This window comes from Falsiporphyromonas endometrii (genome assembly GCF_042654485.1).
In the GTDB taxonomy this organism is placed as follows: Bacteria; Bacteroidota; Bacteroidia; order Bacteroidales; family Porphyromonadaceae; genus Porphyromonas; species Porphyromonas endometrii.
The window spans coordinates 1-18,684 of record NZ_JBHSGO010000192.1 but is presented as its reverse complement, the minus strand read 5'-3'; the positions used below and the strand labels follow the sequence as shown (position 1 = coordinate 18,684).

The following is an 18,684-nucleotide window of genomic DNA, read 5'->3' as shown; positions in this document are numbered from 1 at the left end:
GCTATAACTAGAATATCGCTTAACTTATGCTTGCAACGACCCACTACACGTGGATCTTCTACATTAGAAAAATAATCTTGTATATCCATAACCCAAAGATAAGCCTATTTTGATGCGGTTGCCCTGTGTGTACCTTTGTGGTAAACTTTTATTTAATTAAATTTGTGCTTGTTGGAAGTTGACTCGATTTTTTTGATAAATCGAGTGAATTGGCTCTTGATTTGAGCTTTTCGGACTTGTTCAAATAGCGAAATCAATTCATCTTAGCTTTATAAGAAAGGGAAGCGATAACCTGTTGATTGATTATTCATTACACTCCTAATTTGGAATCTTTGTACTGAGATGAAAGGTTAAGATGTTTGTCATAAGATGGGTTTTGGTCAAAACTATAGTTGTTTGACTTTCAAGTGTTATTCAAAAGGAAAATTTTTATCAGATGGGATTAGATATTTCGGGCGTAATAATAGATAAGGATCTTACCGGCCTAAGTGAAATCGAGAGTCTGCTTAATCGTAAGTTGAGCTACCTCAAAGATGTCACTTTAGACGAGTGTTTGGAAAATTTCAAAGATGAGGATGTATGTGATATCCTTTGTATTGACGGGAAAACACTTATAACGATGCCTATAGATTTCGGAGCCCGACAAATTGGTCTTGCGGAACACAAGGTTTGCTCGTTTGTATTTTCTCAGTTAGAAAAACTCTATGGAGCTTGTTATACGGATAATGAAACCGAAGTATATAGTTTCTTGTCAGAAAACAAAAAGATCTTGAGTCAGTCGGGACATCTGGAAGATCTTTCTGATCTTAAACCAAAAGATCAGGTAAAAAAACTTGTAGAGCTTGTTGCCAAAAGAGAGTTGGAAAGCTTTTATAATGAATCCAAGAGTGTAATTTGCAAGAGGTATAAGTTTGAAGAAGTCAAGGAGGAATTACCCCTTCATGATGAGCACAATCAGAAAATAGAAGTTGCTGCAAATCGAAATGATGATGATAGTGATCTTGAAAGCGAGGCCCTTCCTTTGTCAACTCTTATCATGTTGGTTTGTTTCTTTATCCCATTTGTTGGTCCTATTTATTATGTTGTTTTTGATAAGGATCGTCACCACAACTCGATGGTAGCACTGTGGATTAGTCTTGTCGGATTTATAGCTTATCTGCTGTTAGGTTTTTTGATATGGGGTAGGTGATTAGATTTTGCTTCATTTTGAGTAGCAATGAGGTGAATCTTGATACAGAGTTGTGTAATGTTGTCAGCTTGCTTTTGATACACTTTACTTTTATTGTAGCTTCATGTTTATCTTGAGGCTTAATGGTTGGCCTCAAAATATCTTCAAATCATATTCATTTCAAAGATGGCGGTGTGCAAGCTGAGAAGATTTTGTCACACTTCAATTGTTACCTCCAAATTCGGTGCTGTTTTTCATGGTTCTTCTTAGGGTAGCAGCACCGATGGCTTTATATGAGAGATCCATCGGGTTATTGACATAAACCAGTGCGGTGTATGTATTTGTGGTCTGTCTGTGATCTCCTCCAAGATTGATCTCTTTATAATTGTCGTCCCTAAGGACAAATGCATAATCAAGATAACCTTGTTTAATCATCATAAGATATGTCATTAGCCCACTCTTCGGGTCATACTGCATCTCTTTTCCCCAAGGAGAAAAGGCTTCACCAATGAGATAAATATGGTGTTTTTGTGGGTTGAAGTCCGGAATGTCATTGCAGTTGAGGCTGAATTTTACCAATTCATATTCTCCATCTGTATGAATGCTTTGCGAAGTGAATGATGCCGTATGTATTCGATATAGACCATCCATGTCTTGCTCAAAAAGGTATGGCTTATCCAGTCTCGTATGCGATATAGGAAGAAAAGCTTTGTAGTAGTTGGGATAGATTCGGATGCTGTCTACACCTATGTTCCCGCCACCTTCGGGATAAAGAAGATCAAAGTGAAAATATTCATTTCCTCCCGGAAATTGGGCCCCCTTATCATCTGAGAACACAACCTTATTGTTAAGGATTTGGCTTGGCTGAGTCAAATTAATCCCTCTTTGAGCATAATTTTGCCAAACTCTTATGCTGATATTGTTATTGAGAGGATTGTTGATATAATCAGATTGTCCACTGACTGAAATATTGACTTGTTGATATTTGTCCGAGTCTACGCCTACAGCATAAAAGGGAAAATGAATATCTACCGTAGTTTGAGATTCTACAATGGTAAAAGGTATGGTCATAAAGCCTTCACCTTGGGATTGATAACGATCTTTATAAAATTCCACTACATAGTCACCACTGAGAATGGGCTGAACTTGAGCATTAGGGATTGCAATTTCGTAATGGACGTAAGGAGTCCTTGTACTCATAGAGGAAGCTCCATTGTTAATTTCTACAATCTGTGGATTCTTAAGGTACTGGATCTGCTGAAGAGGAGCCTCTCCATAGGCTTGCTGACGATAAACATTGTAGTATATATTGTCATTATTATAATTAAGAAGGTCAAAAGAAATAACCAATCTTTCCGTTGTATTCATATAGTAATAGGGGATAGGACGAATATCTGCCGTCCCTCCTATAAACACCTGTAGCCCTGCGGGATGTATCTCTTGGCTATTGCTCTTATTGCCAAAGATGGCAAGAGCTACAATCAAAATGCTTAAAACTCTATATTTGATCATAATTTCGATAGTTAACTTTCTTCAAAGGTAGACATTTTGAGTTCATGAATTTGTCTTACCAAGAGAAACAGATATATAAATAGGAGATTATAATTGAAGTTTTCTTGTTTCTTGAAATCTTTGTGTCAATTCAATCAGATAACATTATAACAGATTAATTCTATTGAGATTAGATATTAAAAAGTATTTATAATACATTGTTTGAAAAGTTGTAAATATTATTGTAGTGAATTTTAATTAAAAGAGACTCTTTTTTGATGTTCCCTTGCCTTATTTATAAATGTATTGTACATTTGGACACTGGTAATTGATGATCCAATGCTTATTGGATTTGATTTAGAAGCTAACTGAACTTATTACAAAGAAAATAAAAGAATTATAAGTTTGAATTTTTGGATGTGTTTAGAATTTTTGGAGCTTTATTTGCTGAATATGATTGATACAGATTTTATTAGCTCCATGATGATCTCTAATTCATATCCAAATAATTCTTGTATAAGTATTAGTTAAATGTTGGTTTGGTAACTACTTATAATGGGTATTTCGTTTTGTATTGTTAGATTATTGATAACAAAATTATCGTAATTAGTTGTGATGCACTATCATATAAGAAATATCCAGATTACTTGGTTGGATTTTATTCATAGAACTAATTGAATTAAATAATTATAAAAACTACAGAGAAATGAAACAATTAACTACCAGATTGATGCTGCTGTCTTTAGCTGCAGCTTTTACGGCTTTTTCATCTTTGGCCCAAGATGCTGCTCAATCTTATGTAAAGTTTAACACAAGTACACCGGTTGGTACAAAGATGTTTGCCCAAGTGATTCCCGTTGAAGGCTCTACTTTGTCTTTCGAAGGAGCTCATATGACAGAGGAAGATGGTTTGCCTTATCTTGTGATTGAGAATCAGGATATAACTATTAAGGGGGATATCTTGGCACTTAATCTTACCTATGGAAAGGTCAATTCAATTGAGTTGAACCAGCCCCGTATGGACCAGCTTGCAGTGAGTACAAACAATATTAAAACTCTTGATGTAAGCAAGGAGACTGTGTTGGGGAACTTAGCTTGTGATGGCAATCCTGATTTGAAAGCTATTGATATTACTAATATGACGAGATTGGCAAAACTCGATATAGCTCGAACATCTATAAGTGATATTGATTTATCCAAATGTGACAGCCTTATGTATCTTTATGCCAATCGCACGAAGATAACAAACTTTGACTTGTCTCATTGCTCAAATCTTATCACCTTAGAAGTAGCAGAAAATGGTTTGGAGAATTTAGACCTTTCCAATAATAAGGTGATTCATTTTGTAACTTGCTATCGAAATAGATTATCCAAAGAAGCTGTAGGAAATCTTATCGCTTCACTATTTGACAGATCTCCGTTTGGAATGGATGAAAAGAGCGCAGGAAAACTTTTTATAGTTGATATGTCAAAACCCGATCTTGAGCATAATCAAGTTTATTCTGATGATGTCAAGCGGGCTTTTGCAAAAAATTGGCTTGTATTCGACTTTAATAATAAGAATAGTAAGCCTTTCCTTGGACTTGATAAAGAATCATCAATAAGTGAAGTATCTGGAAATAAGGCATTGAAAGTTTATCCTGATGCAGAAGTTTTACGAGTAGAAAATGCGGATCCTTTTAGTATGGTCTCTGTCTATAATGTACACGGGGAACTTATTATGCAGGCTTTTGCTGATAACCATGGTGTGTCTTTAATGCCTAATAAAATAGGGGATAAAGGTGTGTATGTTGTGACTTCAAACAGCCAAGCAATTAAATTTGCATTATAACTTTAACGGAGATAAGATTTCTTGAAATTTTATCAAAGGGACTGCGTCATAAATATTGAATTGTGAAAAGTTCCTTTCTAATCGATAGGCATAGTCCTTTTACCAACTAAAAGCAATCGCTATCATTGAGTTTTTAGCTCTTTGATAGCGATTGTTCTTTTACAAATGATAGATGATTTGGAGCCAATGTAATTATGGCGCAGCCCCTTTTAGTGATGTTTTCTTGCCATATAGATGCTTAGAGCTGTTAATATATAACGATGCTTTTTATTGAATAATAAATTGTTAGATAAGTAATGTAGTGCTATGCGACTGTTTCTTCTGTCTAAACAATCCATTAATGGATCAAAAAAGTTATACTTCTTGTAAAATAGGGTGGGGCAGTTAGAATATCTATTATGATAAGACTATATGTAGGTAGCCTTTTTTCCACGCATTATTCCGATAAAATCAAAGTGGCTTTGTATTCAATATTAAGAATTATTATTACCTTTGCACCGCTGTTCAAGTGAATAGCATTAAAAAGAATAACTAAACAATACAACTAAAGTATGGCAACTAAAATCAGATTGCAACGTCATGGTCGTAAGGGTTATCCCTTTTACAAGATCGTGATCGCAGACAGCAGGGCTCCACGAGATGGAAAGTTTATTGAAAGGATAGGTTCTTATAATCCGAACACTAATCCTGCTACAGTAGATATCAATTTCGACCGTGCTCTGTATTGGTTAGAAACTGGCGCTGAGCCAACAGATACTGCACGTCACATCCTTTCAAGAGAAGGCGTGTTGCTAATGAAGCACCTTAGAGGCGGTGTGAAGAAGGGCGCATTCAATGAAGAAGAAGCTCAACGTCGTTTCGAAGCTTTCATCCAAGGAAAGAAAGATCTTCTTAGCAAAGTAAAAGCTGATGAAGTAAAAAAGACTGAAGAGGCTGAAAAGGCTGCTCTTGAAGCTGAAAAGAAGTTCAGCGAAGATATGAAGAAGGCTTTGGAAGAAAAGAAAGCTGCAGAAGCAAAGGCTAAGGCAGAAGCAGAGGCAGCTGCTAAAGCAGAGGCAGAAGCGGCAGAGGCTCCCAAAGAAGAAGCTGCAGAAAAAGAAGCTTAATCTGTTTTACAAATTCAGAGTAATATGGGGTATCCGGATATGGGTACCCCTTTTTATTTGCGTGCATGCCTAATGTGCGACACATTTGTCTTTCACATAACATCAATCGATTTCTTAGTCTTTCGCTAACATTGGGACTACTTGGCTTAACCATCGATTAAAAAATTATCGTTGTATCTTTGCCATATTGAATGGCTTCTACCAGAGTCTTGTATTAAGAATGATGGTTTAGAATAGAGTAAAAGAAGTTGTTATTAAAGTTATATTGAAAATGAAAAGAAGATTTATTTCGCTACTCTGTGCAGCTGCCCTATTGATGAGTGGCTCTTTTTTAAGGGCTGAAGTGCCTGACTCGATTCCTCAAGTAAGAAATATTATCCTGATGATTCCAGATGGGTGTTCTTTAGCATCATATTCGGTTGCAAGGTGGTATCAACGTTACCTTAACGAAGATCAAAAGTATCTTAATATTGACCCCTATTTGTGTGGTACAGTTTTGACTTATTGTTCTGATTCTCCGGTGGGGGATAGTGCTCCGACGACTTCATGCTATATGACGGGTTATCCATCACAGGCCGGCTATGTATCTACTTATCCCGTTTCGGCAGGTGATCAGGATGTAATCCCTATGGATCCCCAAAGAGCATATACACCGGTGGCAACATTGCTTGAGATGGGTAAGATAAAACTTGGCAAACGAACAGGACTTGTCGTGACATGTGAGTTCCCTCATGCTACACCGGCTGACTGCTCTTCTCATAGCGCCAGCCGTAAGCGATATGATATCATCGTGCCTCAAATGCTACATCAAAACATGAATGTTGTCATGGGTGGAGGTTCTTCGCTTATGCCAAAGGCTGAAAAAGCAAGACTTGAGGCTAAGGGTTATGATGTGGTTTTGGACGATTTGCAAGCCCTTAGGAAAAGCAAAAAGTCTAATCTTTGGGCTCTTTTTGGAAAGCAGTCTCTACCAAATGATATGGACAGAGATACAACGAAGATTCCCTCCATCTCAGAAATGACAAAGATTGCTATAGATAAACTTGATGATAAGAAAAGCACAGGCTTTTTCCTTATGGTAGAGGGTTCAAAAGTTGACTGGGCAGCCCATGCCAACGATCCGGTGGGAATTGTAAGTGAACTGCTGGCTTTTGATAAGGCTTGTAAGGTGGCCTTAGATTTTGCGAAGAAAGATGGACATACGGCCGTTGTTATCTTGTCTGATCATGGCAATAGTGGTATTAGCCTTGCTAAAGAGGATGGCTACAATCATCCCCAAAACATGAATAAGAAACAGTTTTTTGAAGCTTTTGTCAGACACAAAAAGACAGCGGAAGGTCTTTCGACTGCAATTAATAATACTCCATATGCACAGCTTGACAGCTTAATGATGGATTTGAGCGGAATCAAACTTACCAATCAAGAGAGAGATGCTCTGCTTAATACCGAAGATTATGTCTTTAGCCCTATTACAAAAGATCAAAGGAAACTGATTGATGGAAATCCTTTTGCTTCTAAAACTGTATATGATTATTGTTGCAAACTTTTGACTAAGCATAGTCCCGTTGGTTTTACTACTCATGGCCATACAGGAGAGGATGTAATCTTATTCGCCTACCATCCTGAGAATGCAGTCCCGAGAGGTATGACAATCAATGTTGATTTGGCAGATTACCTTGCAAGATTATGGGGCAAAAGAGCTCCTTATGACAGTCTTACAGATGAGATATTCTCTCCTCAAAATGAGGTATTCAAAGGAATGAAGATAATAGAAGTACCAGCCAAGAAAGATTATAAGAAGTTGGCTAAATATGACTTTGTAAAAGAAAATCTGCAGCAATATGCTCCTACATTGGTGATAAAAAATGGGAAGAAGACAATGACAGTAGAGGCATACGTGGATTATGTAACCATCAATGGCAAGAAAAAACAAATACCTTCGGTGACCATTTATGAACCGAATACAAAGAAATTTTATCTTCCGAAGAGTTTAAGAGCGCTAATGCTTTAACTTCTTAATGCAAATGAGTACCTTTGTAGAGCTTTTGAGCGAGAATTTGTATTCAAAGTTAATAGAATAGGTAATGCTAATAGATAAAATCAAAAAACTGCAGGGTGAGATAGAAAACCTAAAGGCCTCTACTCAGCAGGAAGTTGAAGAACTACGTATAAAATACTTGAGCAAGAAAGGTGAAATATCATCTTTGTTTAATGAATTCAAAGGGGTTCCAAATGAAGAGAAAAAGGATATTGGAAAGAGCCTTAACTTGCTAAAAAATAGAGCTTCTGAGATTATTACAAGCATCAAAGAAAGGGTGAATGCATCCGGTAAGGATGAAAGACAATTAGACCTAACCCGTACAGCTTATCCGGCAGTGCTTGGAAGTAGGCATCCAATTACTTTGATTAAGCAGGAAGTGTGTGATATCTTTGGAAGATTGGGCTTTACTATAGCAGAAGGTCCTGAAATAGAGGATGATTGGCATGTGTTTTCTGCTCTTAACTTTGCACAGGATCATCCGGCAAGAGATATGCAGGATACTTTCTTCATTGCTCATAAACCTGATGTGCTACTTCGTACACATACATCTTCAGTTCAGGCAAGAGTGATGGAAAAGCAGCAACCTCCCATTCGAATTATTTGTCCCGGACGAGTATATCGCAATGAGGCTGTTTCTGCAAGAGCACATTGCTTCTTCCATCAAGTTGAGCTTCTTTACATCGATAAGAATGTGAGTTTTGCAGATTTGAGGCAAGTATTGTTGCATTTTGCAAAAGAGATGTTCGGTGAAGAGACCGATATTAGATTGAGGCCATCCTATTTCCCATTTACAGAACCTTCAGCAGAAATGGATATTAGTTGCTGTCTCTGCCATGGCAAGGGGTGTACTTTGTGTAAAGGCAGTGGATGGGTAGAGATATTGGGTTGTGGTATGGTCGACCCGGCAGTCCTCGAAAGTTGTGGTATTGACTCAAATGAATATTCGGGATATGCCATAGGTATGGGGGTTGAACGTATTGCTAACCTGAAATATAATGTAGATGATTTGAGACTCTTTAGTAATAATGATGTGAGGTTCCTTGAGCAATTCAAAGAGGTTCACTGATTTGAAGCATTAGAATATTAGGGCTGTGTCTGTATTAAATGACACGGCCCTTTTTATGCAATAATGGGAGCAAAATGCTAACAACTGGCTGTAAATGATATGTTTGTTTATAATTATTCCGAAAAAGATTGATCAATTCAATTGGTTGTTAGTGGATAAGGCTTCCATTACTTTTTTATAAACATATCATTTTCATTACCTTTGCGCATAGTTGTGTGGTAGAAATGACAATTGTCAGATCCCATCCAGCATTTATAACTTAGGTATCAAGATAAATCAGGATTGATAAGGGTACCAATATTTAGAGTATAATTTTGACGAAACAGGATAGATATAAAGCGGTCATCGATTATTTTTCTGAAGCGATGCCGGTTGCAGAAACAGAGTTAAACTATGGTTCACCCTATGAGCTACTCTTGGCTGTTGTATTGTCTGCACAATGCACAGATAAGAGGGTTAATATGGTGACTCCGGAGTTTTTTTTGACCTATCCTCATCCGCAAGACCTTGCAAAGGCAACGCCGCAAGAGGTATTCGAAATTATCAAGTCAATCAGTTATCCCAACAATAAGTCAAAGCATCTTGTAAACTTGGCGAAGAAACTTGTTGAAGACTATTCGGGTGAAGTGCCTTCCACAAGAGAAGAACTAATGACTTTGCCGGGAGTGGGAAGAAAAACAGCCAATGTTATTTGCTCGGTTATTTTTAATCAACCAACAATGGCGGTGGATACGCATGTATTTAGAGTGTCTAACCGTATTGGGCTTACTTACAGAGCTAAGACTCCTTTGCAGGTTGAAATCGAATTGACCAAGCATATTCCCGACAACCTGATTCCGAAAGCTCATCATTGGCTAATCTTGCATGGTAGGTATGTTTGTTTGGCAAGAAAGCCTAAGTGTGAAGAGTGTGGTATAAAAGATGTTTGCCGATTCTATTCTACAAAGCAAAAAAGGGCTTCAAAAGGCGATGCCAAGCGAAAAGAATAAATTGAATGATTGGAGCCTCCTTTATTGGACAAAATAATGGAATGAGACTTTTTTGTGGAATATTTTTGAATAATAGTGGCTATTTGCATGACTTGTAGAGTCCAACTTTAATGGGTTATTATTAACTTTGCGACCTAAATTTTAATTAACTGATTAGAATATCACATATAGTATTAACGATAAAATAGACTTAGATGGATAAGAAAAGAGTCTACACCTTTGGTAATGGTAAGGCTGAAGGTAAGGCAGATATGAGAAATCTGCTTGGTGGCAAGGGAGCAAACCTTGCAGAAATGAATCTCATTGGAGTCCCAGTTCCCCCGGGATTTACAATTACAACTGAGGTTTGTCAAGAATATTTTGATCTGGGACGTGATCGCGTCGTAGAACTTCTTAAAGAAGATGTAGAAGCGGCAATCAAGAATATTGAAACACTTGTAAATGCCAAATTTGGTGATGTAGAGAACCCTCTATTAGTATCAGTTCGTTCGGGTGCAAGAGCATCAATGCCGGGTATGATGGATACAATCCTAAACCTTGGTCTAAACGATGAAGTAGTAGAAGGTTTGATCAGAAAAACCGGAAATGACAGATTTGTATGGGATTCATACAGACGTTTTGTACAGATGTACGGAGATGTAGTCCTTGGTATGAAGCCTGTCAATAAAGAGGATATTGACCCATTTGAAGCAATTATTGAAAAGGTAAAACAAGAGGCCGGCGTTAGACTGGACAACGAACTTTCAGTAGATAACCTAAAGGATCTTGTTAAGAGATTTAAGGCTGCTGTGAAGGCTCAAACAGGATGCGACTTCCCAACTTCTGCTGTTGATCAGCTTTGGGGTGCCGTTATGGCTGTATTTGATTCATGGATGAATGAGCGTGCTATCTTGTACCGTAAGATGGAAGGTATACCTGCAGAGTGGGGTACTGCTGTCAATGTTCAAGCCATGGTATTTGGTAATATGGGTAATACATCGGCTACAGGTGTTTGCTTCTCGAGAGATGCTGCTACAGGTGAAAACCTGTTCAATGGTGAGTATCTAATTAATGCTCAGGGAGAAGACGTTGTTGCCGGTGTGCGCACACCACAGCAAATTACCAAGATTGGTTCTCAACGTTGGGCTGAGAGAGCCGGTATTTCCGAAGAGGAAAGAGCTTCTAAATATCCTTCAATGGAAGAAGCTATGCCGGAAATCTACAACGAACTCAATCGTTTGCAACAGCAGCTTGAAGATCATTACAGAGATATGCAGGATATGGAGTTTACTGTCCAAGAAGGTAAACTTTGGTTCTTGCAAACGCGTAATGGTAAGCGTACAGGCCGTGCGATGGTTAAGATTGCAATGGATTTGCTTGCTGAAGGTAAGATTTCGGAAGAAGAGGCTGTACTTCGTGTTGAGCCAAATAAACTTGATGAGTTGCTTCACCCCGTATTTGATAAGAAAGCACTTCTTTCGGCTAAGGTGTTGACTAAGGGACTACCTGCTTCTCCGGGTGCAGCTACAGGACGTATTGCATTCTTCGCTGATGATGCAGCTAAGATGGCAGAGAGTGGTGAGCCAATTATCCTTGTTCGTCTTGAAACATCACCGGAAGATTTGGCAGGTATGACTGTATCTGAAGGTATCCTTACAGCAAGAGGAGGTATGACATCTCACGCTGCTGTGGTTGCTCGAGGCATGGGTAAATGCTGCGTATCAGGTGCAGGTGCTCTTCATGTTGATTATAAGAATCGTACTGTCGAAATCGAAGGTCATGAATTTAAAGAAGGTGATTGGATTTCACTTAACGGTTCTACAGGTGAAGTATACGAAGGCAAAGTAGAAACAAGAGCAGCTGAAATGGATGCTGACTTTGCAAAACTTATGGACTTGGCTGACAAATATACCAAGCTTAAGGTTCGTACAAATGCTGATACTCCTCATGATGCAGCCATTGCAAGAAGTTTTGGAGCTGTAGGTATTGGTCTATGTCGTACAGAGCATATGTTCTTTGAAGGTGAAAAGATCAAGGCTATGCGTGAAATGATCTTGGCTGAAAATCAAGAAGATCGTGTTAAGGCTCTTAAAAAGATTCTTCCTTATCAGCAAGATGACTTCAAGGGAATTTTCAAGGCTATGGATGGATTCCCTGTGACTGTTCGTCTACTCGACCCACCTCTTCATGAGTTTGTACCTCATGATATTGCAGGACAGCAAGCTATGGCTGATCAGATGGGTGTATCTATTCAAAAGATTCAGCACCGTGTAGAAGCTCTTTGTGAAGCAAATCCAATGCTTGGTCATCGTGGATGTCGTCTTGGTAATACATATCCTGAGATTACAGAAATGCAGACAAGAGCTATCCTCGGTGCATGTCTCGAACTTAAGAAGGAAGGTGTAAAATGCTTCCCTGAGATTATGGTTCCATTGACAGGTATCTTGTACGAATTCCAAAATCAAGAAACTGTTATTCGTCAAGCTGCTGAAAAGTTGTTTGAAGAAAAGGGAGACCGTATCGACTTTAAGGTGGGTACAATGATTGAAATTCCTCGAGCTGCACTTACAGCTGATCGTATTGCTTCACGTGCGGAATTCTTCTCATTCGGTACTAACGACTTGACACAGATGACATTTGGTTATTCTCGTGACGATATTGCTTCCTTCTTGCCGGTTTATCTCGAAAAGAAGATTCTTAAGGTTGACCCATTCCAGGTATTAGACCAAAAAGGTGTTGGTAAACTTGTAAGAATGGCTACTGAGAATGGTCGTGCTGTAAGACCTGATCTTAAGTGTGGTATCTGTGGTGAGCACGGTGGTGAGCCAAGCTCAGTGAAGTTCTGCCACAGAGTTGGACTGAATTATGTATCTTGCTCTCCATTCCGTGTGCCTATTGCAAGACTTGCAGCGGCACAAGCGGCTATTGAAGATAAAAAGTAATGCAATCGCAAGAAATTATATAAGCTAAAACGAAAGGACCCTACTTGCCTCAAAAGGGTAAGGATGGGTCCTTTTTATATTAACAACATAATAACGACAAAATGAAAAAGTTTATTTTTACACTATTGGCTTTTGCAGCAGTAGCTATCTTTGCGATATCTTGTGCTAGCGATGATGACACACAGCCAAGACCCGAAAGCATTCCGTCTTCATTCAATTCAACAGCCTCATTGAAAGCTCCAGTGCTGGGAATGACCAATCTAAGTCTTGATATGAAGATTACTAAAGAGAATTTTCCGGAATACAAAGAGAAAATGCCGATGATTAATGGCTGGATATCAGATATTATTAATAACACCAACTCTGCGCCTAACAGCATCTCTTTTGATGGATTGCCGGATGGAGTAAAATTGTCTGATATCAAGTTCTATATTAATAAAAGTGGTAATAGAAATGATGGTGTATTTACTTGCCAAAATGTTACAGAGAACGGTTTAGTCAGAATGGATCAAAGGGATCAGTTCTATAAGAAAATATTATCTCTGCTTGTAAATTCAAATGATGTTAGATTAACTGTAGAAATGACAAGTAATAAGGATGAAATAAGATCCGGCAACTTGATAATGGAAATATCAGCAACTTTCTTTACAAAGGAAAGCCGATAAACTCCGAAAACAATCAAAACATAAAGAGGGTGTATCAGATGAAGGTCTGATATGCCCTTTTTTTCTATCACTTTGGCTCTGAAGATAGGTCTAATAGTATTTCATAAGCTCAACGCCTGTCCAAAGAGATGTTTTGATTAGCTGTATGGTCAATACCATCTTTTTATCCCTCCCTTTTAATTGCTATTTTTGTGAATGCTTTGGAGATTGCTTGCAATGGGAACACTCACGTTTTGTTCTGCATTAAATTGAGGCAGACTCTTAGGTCACATAGGTAGAAGTATTACATTACAAGTTTATAAAATAAGTATCAATGAAACTCAAACATTTAGTTCTTGCAGTCGTTTTTGTACTGACATCAATGAGCGGATTTGCTACAGACAATCCTCTATGGATGCGTTATCCAGTCATTTCACCAAATGGCAGTGAAGTCGCATTTGCATATAAGGGTGATATCTATAAGGTATCAGTCGAGGGTGGAGTAGCACAGAGATTAACCATGAATGCCGGCTACAACAGCATGCCTGTTTGGTCACCGGATGGTAAACAGATTGCTTTTATGAGCAATCGCAATTCGAATGGCTTCGATATCTATATTGTTCCCTCAATAGGTGGACAGGAAAAACGTCTTACAACACATTCCGGGACAGAAACTCCATACACATTTACCAATGATGGTAAGTATATAGTTTTCAAAGCGCATATTCAAGATCCCGTGTCCAGTGCATTGCATCCGGCCGGATGGATGACCGAATTGTATAAGGTGTCGGTAAATGGAGGTAGACCTATTCAAATTATGCCTACACCGGCGGAGTATGTTCAATTTAGCAAAGATGGCAACAAGATTATCTTTCAAGATGTCAAGGGTAGTGAAAATCAGTGGCGTAAGCATCATACCTCTTCTGTAACACGAGACATTGTAGAATATAACTTCAAGACTGGTGAAAGAAAGTTTATCATCAAGCATGATGGTGAAGATCGCAATCCTGTTTATAGCCCTGACGAAACAAAGATTTATTTCTTAAGTGAACGCAATGGAGGTTCTATGAATATCTATGAAGCTTCGCTTAATAATCCTTCAGCTGTCAAGGCAATCACAAATCTCAAAGATGAACCGGTAAGATTCCTAAGCATTGACAATAATGGTAAGTTGTGTTATGGATATGGAGGAGAAATCTACACCTTAAAGCCTGGAGAAAAGGCCAAGAAACTAAAAGTCAGCATCCTCGAAAGTAATGATCCTCAAGAATTGAGAGTAAACTATTCAAGAGGTTTCTCTTCGGCAGATGTTTCACCGGATGGTAAGCAGATTGCATTTATCAATCGTGGCGAAGTGTTTGTTACTTCTACGGATTATACTACTACCAAACGTATTACCAAAACGGCCGCTGCTGAGAGCGATGTTACATTTGGTGGTGACAATCGTTCAATTGTATATTGTAGTGACCGAAGTGGAAAATGGGATTTGTATAAAGCCTCTATCGAAAGAAAAGACGAGCTTAACTTCCCTAATGCAACATTGATCAAAGAAGAATTGCTTATCCCGGGAAGTAAAGCAGAGAAGCAATATCCCAAATTCTCTCCTGATGGAAAGGAATTGGCATTTGTACAGGATCGTTCGAAGTTAATGGTTTACAACCTCAAAACTAAGAAGGTTAGGCAAATTACTGATGGCAGTATGCAGCACGAACGCACCGGGGAAATGACATTTGAATGGTCTCCGGACAGTAAGTGGTTTGCTATCGAGTATGTAGCAAAGGATCATGCTCCATATTCAGATATAGGTATTGTAAGTGCCAAGGGTGGTGAGCCAATCTTCAATATCACAAATAGTGGCTATTTCGATTCGAATCCTCATTGGGCTCTTGATGGTAATGCAATTATCTTCAATAGTGAACAATTTGGAATGAGAAACCATGCTTCTTGGGGATCACAATCTGACGTTATGATGGTATTTATGAATCGTGAAGCTTATAACAAGTATAAGATGAACGAGGAAGAATACGAGCTTTATACAGAAGAAGAAAAGTTGGAAAAAGAGGCAGAAGAGAAAGCTAATAAGGACAAAAAGAAAAAGGATGACAAGAAAGATAACAGCAAGGATATTGTTATCGAAACAAAGAATATGGAGGACCGTATTGTACGCTTAACTCCTAACTCTTCTGATCTTGGTGATGCAATCATTACAAGCGATGGTAAGACTCTATATTATTTTGCTGCTTTTGAAGGTGGGTACGATCTTTGGTCGCATGATTTGAGAAAGAAATCGACTCAACTCCTTAAGAAATTAGATGGAAGATGGTCTATCTTCAAAATGGATAAGGATGGCAAAAACATCTTTATATTGGGCTCTTCTCCTCAAAAAATGGATGCAGCAACGGCATCTCTTAAGCCAATTTCTTACGATGCTGAAATGACTATCGATAGAGCTGCTGAGAGAAAAGCAATGTTCGAAGAGGTCAAGAGAGAAGAGGCTATGAGATTCTATGAGACCAATATGCATGGTGTCAATTGGCCAAAACTTACAAGCATATACGAAAGATACTTGCCATACATCAACAATAATTATGATTTTGCAGAGATGCTGAGCGAACTTCTTGGTGAGCTCAATGTTTCACATACCGGTTCTGGTTACTTTGGTACCGGAGCAGATGAGCCTACAGCTGAATTGGGACTTTTCTTGAGTTCAAAAGCAGGTAAAGATGGTTTGATTGTTGATGAAGTGATTGACAATGGACCTTTCGATACATTCCAAAGCAAACTAAAAGCCGGTGATATCATCGAGAAAATCAATGGAGAAGATATCAAGGCAGATATGGACTACTTCCCATTGCTCAACGGTAAAGTTGGTAAGAACATACTTGTGTCAATATATGATCCTAAGACTGGAAAGCGTTGGGATGAAGTGGTAAAAGGTATCTCGTCAGGAAAACTGAGCGGTTTGCTTTATACCAGATGGGTAAAGCAGAGAGCAGCAGAAGTGGACAAACTATCAAATGGACAACTTGGTTATGTACATATCCCTTCTATGGGAGACCCAAGCTTTAGGTCTGTCTATGCGGATGTTCTTGGAAAATACTACGACCGCAAGGCTATTGTAATCGACGTAAGATACAATGGAGGTGGCAGACTTCATGAAGATTTGGAAATATTTTTCAGCGGTAAGAAGTACCTTGAGCAGGTAGTGAGAGGAAAAAATTACTGCGAAATGCCAAGTAGAAGATGGAATCATCCCTCTATTATGCTTATCTGTGAAGCTGACTACAGTAATGCACATGGTAGTCCATGGGTATACAAACATATGAATATCGGTAGACTTGTGGGAATGCCTGTACCGGGAACAATGACCAGTGTAAACTGGGTTACGCTTCAAGATCCAACACTTTATTATGGTATCCCGGCAGTTGGGTATAAGACAGCAGAAGGTAATTATCTCGAAAATAGCCAGCTCGAACCGGATATCAAACTGCCTCTTGATTATGATCGTGCTCTAAATGGTGAGGACAATCAAATCGAAGCTGCAGTAAAAGATCTACTTCAAACAGTTAAGAATGAGAAGTAAAGGATTTGATATAATGAGTCAATCTGTTTAGTCAGACAGATTTGAAATCTATCAAAATTGAAGGCGACTTGTCGATGTGAAATATCAGACAAGTCGCCTTTGTTTTTTTAAGAAACATATCGGATTATAGGACCATAGTTAGAGGATGAAACTGCTCAAAATAAAAGTCATCTGATCCAGGGTGAAATAGGGGTTTATACCTTGGAATATACAACAAGCCTTTTTGCTTAAGTTGTATCTGATTAGATAAATAATGTAAATATTTTGATCCCTTTTTGGGCCTAAAAACAGCTTGTCTTTAAGCTAAAACATTCCTTTTTTTATAGAGAAACGAACAAAGATGTATAAATTAAGTTCTGTTTTATATTAATATATGTTAATGGTATCTCGTGATCTATCTTTCGGCGACATAAAAATCACTTTTAGACCCCCTTTTTGGCAAGGTCGCGCGACTTGCAATCCATTCTCGCGCTACCTTGAACCTAAACTCGCGCGAGGTTACACCTGAAGTAGCGCGACTTCACATGTCAAGGTCGCGCGACAACGGATCCAAAGTCGCGCGAGAACAGATTGCTTCTCGCGCGAGATTATTTGTTAAAATAAGGCATAAAAAAGCCCGTTTCGTACTATAAAAACGGGCAAAGTCGATAGGAAGGTCAGGTAACCCTAACCCTCGAATTTATGAATTTGTGCTTGAATTAATGTAGTTTGAGTAGTTTTTTGAACATCAGATATGGTAATAGTATTTAACAAATAATCCTCTCTCATAACGAGCTTCACAGCCCAGCTATAAAGAGCCTCTTTGTGATTATGTTTGATGGTTATAGAGTCATTGATTTGTTCCTTGTTGATAAGATATATCCTACCGGCCTGGAGGAATGATCCCCAAGGCAAAATGATTATTAAAAGTAGGGTAAGTAATATGCTTATCTCCATGGTTTTTTCTTTTTATAATTTTCAATATACAAAAATGCAAGCACATTCACAAAGGGTTTTATTGAGTTTGATGGATGCTGTATTGATTACATAGTCTATAGAAATGATCTTATCTTCTCTTTATCTTTTCGAATATGAATTTGGTTTACTCTAAATCTTCCTTTTAATAGAGATGTGTTTCAATAGTAAGTTGTTTACAACTGTTTTTGCAACTTATCAGTGGATATAGAACTATATTGCGACTTGTCTTGGAGGTTAAGTATGTTATAATGAATCCTAAAGGTCGTTTTATCTTATCTGGAGTGTATCTTAATAATATACCAGTCAAATAAGGGTAAATGTTTTTATTGTCCATAACCTGATAATTAATCCCCTATATATAATGAATGCTCGTTCTCATTTTAATGATGCCTCTACCCAAATATGTCAATAGAAAGAGTTTATTGAGTGATATCTCTATTATCAGCAATCTCTGTTTTTAACCGAAAAATCGAGATAACTCGTGAATCGCCATGCATAATTCTTTTGGTATATCGATTAATAGAAAAATTTTATATAGATATAATTAATTGGTATTCAATATATTAGTATTAATTTGTGAGAGTGGATCTGAAAAATATTTGATGAATATTTGGTTTGTATCTACTTTTTGCCCTATATTTGCACTCGCAACCGATACGAAACGGGTCGCTTCTAAAACGGCTCTAAAGTTGGTTGCAACTTTATCGATCTTTGAAAGTATTCATAAGCAAAACGAAAGTGTAGTACAGGGAAGAAATTAAAAAAACTTCCGTCAAATACGAGATACACGAAGTGATCATAACGAGCGCACAAACAGGAAAAAACGAAAACAAATAACTAACAATGGAGAGTTTGATCCTGGCTCAGGATGAACGCTAGCGATAGGC

At 38.1% G+C, this 18,684-nt stretch carries 11 protein-coding genes; 9 read left to right on the top strand and 2 right to left on the bottom strand.

Going from position 1 to position 18,684, the window contains the following annotated elements:
- The first annotated feature begins 436 nt into the window (after positions 1–436).
- Positions 437–1,189 carry a hypothetical protein gene (locus tag ACFO3G_RS06945; RefSeq protein ID WP_380079303.1) on the top strand — a complete coding sequence of 251 codons (753 nt, stop codon included), beginning with the start codon at positions 437–439 and terminating at the stop codon, positions 1,187–1,189.
- A 201-nt stretch (positions 1,190–1,390) separates the two neighbouring features.
- Here ACFO3G_RS06945 and ACFO3G_RS06940 read toward each other — a convergent pair whose 3' ends face one another.
- Positions 1,391–2,680, bottom strand: a complete 1,290-nt coding sequence (locus ACFO3G_RS06940) for a type IX secretion system plug protein (RefSeq protein ID WP_380079301.1) — start codon at positions 2,678–2,680, stop codon at positions 1,391–1,393.
- A 685-nt stretch (positions 2,681–3,365) separates the two neighbouring features.
- On the opposite strand from ACFO3G_RS06940, the gene ACFO3G_RS06935 reads away from it, so the two are divergent.
- From ACFO3G_RS06935 to ACFO3G_RS06900, 8 genes are all read left to right on the top strand, one after another.
- Positions 3,366–4,490 (top strand): leucine-rich repeat domain-containing protein, encoded by a 1,125-nt coding sequence (locus tag ACFO3G_RS06935; RefSeq protein ID WP_380079299.1) that lies wholly within the window; start codon positions 3,366–3,368, stop codon positions 4,488–4,490.
- A 551-nt stretch (positions 4,491–5,041) separates the two neighbouring features.
- A complete protein-coding gene (locus ACFO3G_RS06930) occupies positions 5,042–5,596 on the top strand; it encodes a 30S ribosomal protein S16 (protein ID WP_380079297.1) in 555 nt (184 codons plus the stop codon).
- A 271-nt stretch (positions 5,597–5,867) separates the two neighbouring features.
- A complete protein-coding gene (locus ACFO3G_RS06925) occupies positions 5,868–7,607 on the top strand; it encodes an alkaline phosphatase (protein WP_380079295.1) in 1,740 nt (579 codons plus the stop codon).
- A gap of 73 nt (positions 7,608–7,680) precedes the next feature.
- A complete protein-coding gene (gene pheS, locus ACFO3G_RS06920) occupies positions 7,681–8,703 on the top strand; it encodes a phenylalanine--tRNA ligase subunit alpha (RefSeq protein WP_380079293.1) in 1,023 nt (340 codons plus the stop codon).
- Between the two features lie 314 nt (positions 8,704–9,017).
- On the top strand, positions 9,018–9,692 hold the full coding sequence (nth, locus tag ACFO3G_RS06915) for an endonuclease III (RefSeq protein WP_380079291.1): 675 nt from the start codon (positions 9,018–9,020) through the stop codon (positions 9,690–9,692).
- A 194-nt stretch (positions 9,693–9,886) separates the two neighbouring features.
- Positions 9,887–12,613 carry a pyruvate, phosphate dikinase gene (gene ppdK, locus ACFO3G_RS06910; protein WP_380079289.1) on the top strand — a complete coding sequence of 909 codons (2,727 nt, stop codon included), beginning with the start codon at positions 9,887–9,889 and terminating at the stop codon, positions 12,611–12,613.
- Positions 12,614–12,714: 101 nt separating this feature from the next.
- On the top strand, positions 12,715–13,278 hold the full coding sequence (locus ACFO3G_RS06905; RefSeq protein ID WP_380079287.1) for a hypothetical protein: 564 nt from the start codon (positions 12,715–12,717) through the stop codon (positions 13,276–13,278).
- A 313-nt stretch (positions 13,279–13,591) separates the two neighbouring features.
- Entirely contained in the window at positions 13,592–16,840 is a 3,249-nt protein-coding gene (locus tag ACFO3G_RS06900) for a S41 family peptidase (protein WP_380079285.1), read from the top strand.
- Positions 16,841–17,506: 666 nt separating this feature from the next.
- On the opposite strand, the gene ACFO3G_RS06895 is transcribed toward ACFO3G_RS06900, so the two are convergent.
- The gene (locus ACFO3G_RS06895) at positions 17,507–17,776 is read right to left on the bottom strand and encodes a hypothetical protein (protein ID WP_380079283.1); all 270 of its coding nucleotides are present in this window, start codon (positions 17,774–17,776) and stop codon (positions 17,507–17,509) included.
- Positions 17,777–18,684 lie beyond the last annotated feature (908 nt).

What these genes read in the sequence shown, in the direction of transcription:
- ACFO3G_RS06925 (WP_380079295.1), top strand. Translation starts at nt 5,868, where the DNA reads ATGAAAAGAAGATTTATTTCGCTACTCTGTGCAGCTGCCCTATTGATG.
- ACFO3G_RS06935 (WP_380079299.1), top strand. Translation starts at nt 3,366, where the DNA reads ATGAAACAATTAACTACCAGATTGATGCTGCTGTCTTTAGCTGCAGCT.
- ACFO3G_RS06905 (WP_380079287.1), top strand. Translation starts at nt 12,715, where the DNA reads ATGAAAAAGTTTATTTTTACACTATTGGCTTTTGCAGCAGTAGCTATC.
- ACFO3G_RS06945 (WP_380079303.1), top strand. Translation starts at nt 437, where the DNA reads ATGGGATTAGATATTTCGGGCGTAATAATAGATAAGGATCTTACCGGC.
- ACFO3G_RS06940 (WP_380079301.1), bottom strand. Translation starts at nt 2,680, where the DNA reads ATGATCAAATATAGAGTTTTAAGCATTTTGATTGTAGCTCTTGCCATC.
- ACFO3G_RS06900 (WP_380079285.1), top strand. Translation starts at nt 13,592, where the DNA reads ATGAAACTCAAACATTTAGTTCTTGCAGTCGTTTTTGTACTGACATCA.
- ACFO3G_RS06895 (WP_380079283.1), bottom strand. Translation starts at nt 17,776, where the DNA reads ATGGAGATAAGCATATTACTTACCCTACTTTTAATAATCATTTTGCCT.
- ACFO3G_RS06930 (WP_380079297.1), top strand. Translation starts at nt 5,042, where the DNA reads ATGGCAACTAAAATCAGATTGCAACGTCATGGTCGTAAGGGTTATCCC.
- ppdK (WP_380079289.1), top strand. Translation starts at nt 9,887, where the DNA reads ATGGATAAGAAAAGAGTCTACACCTTTGGTAATGGTAAGGCTGAAGGT.
- pheS (WP_380079293.1), top strand. Translation starts at nt 7,681, where the DNA reads ATGCTAATAGATAAAATCAAAAAACTGCAGGGTGAGATAGAAAACCTA.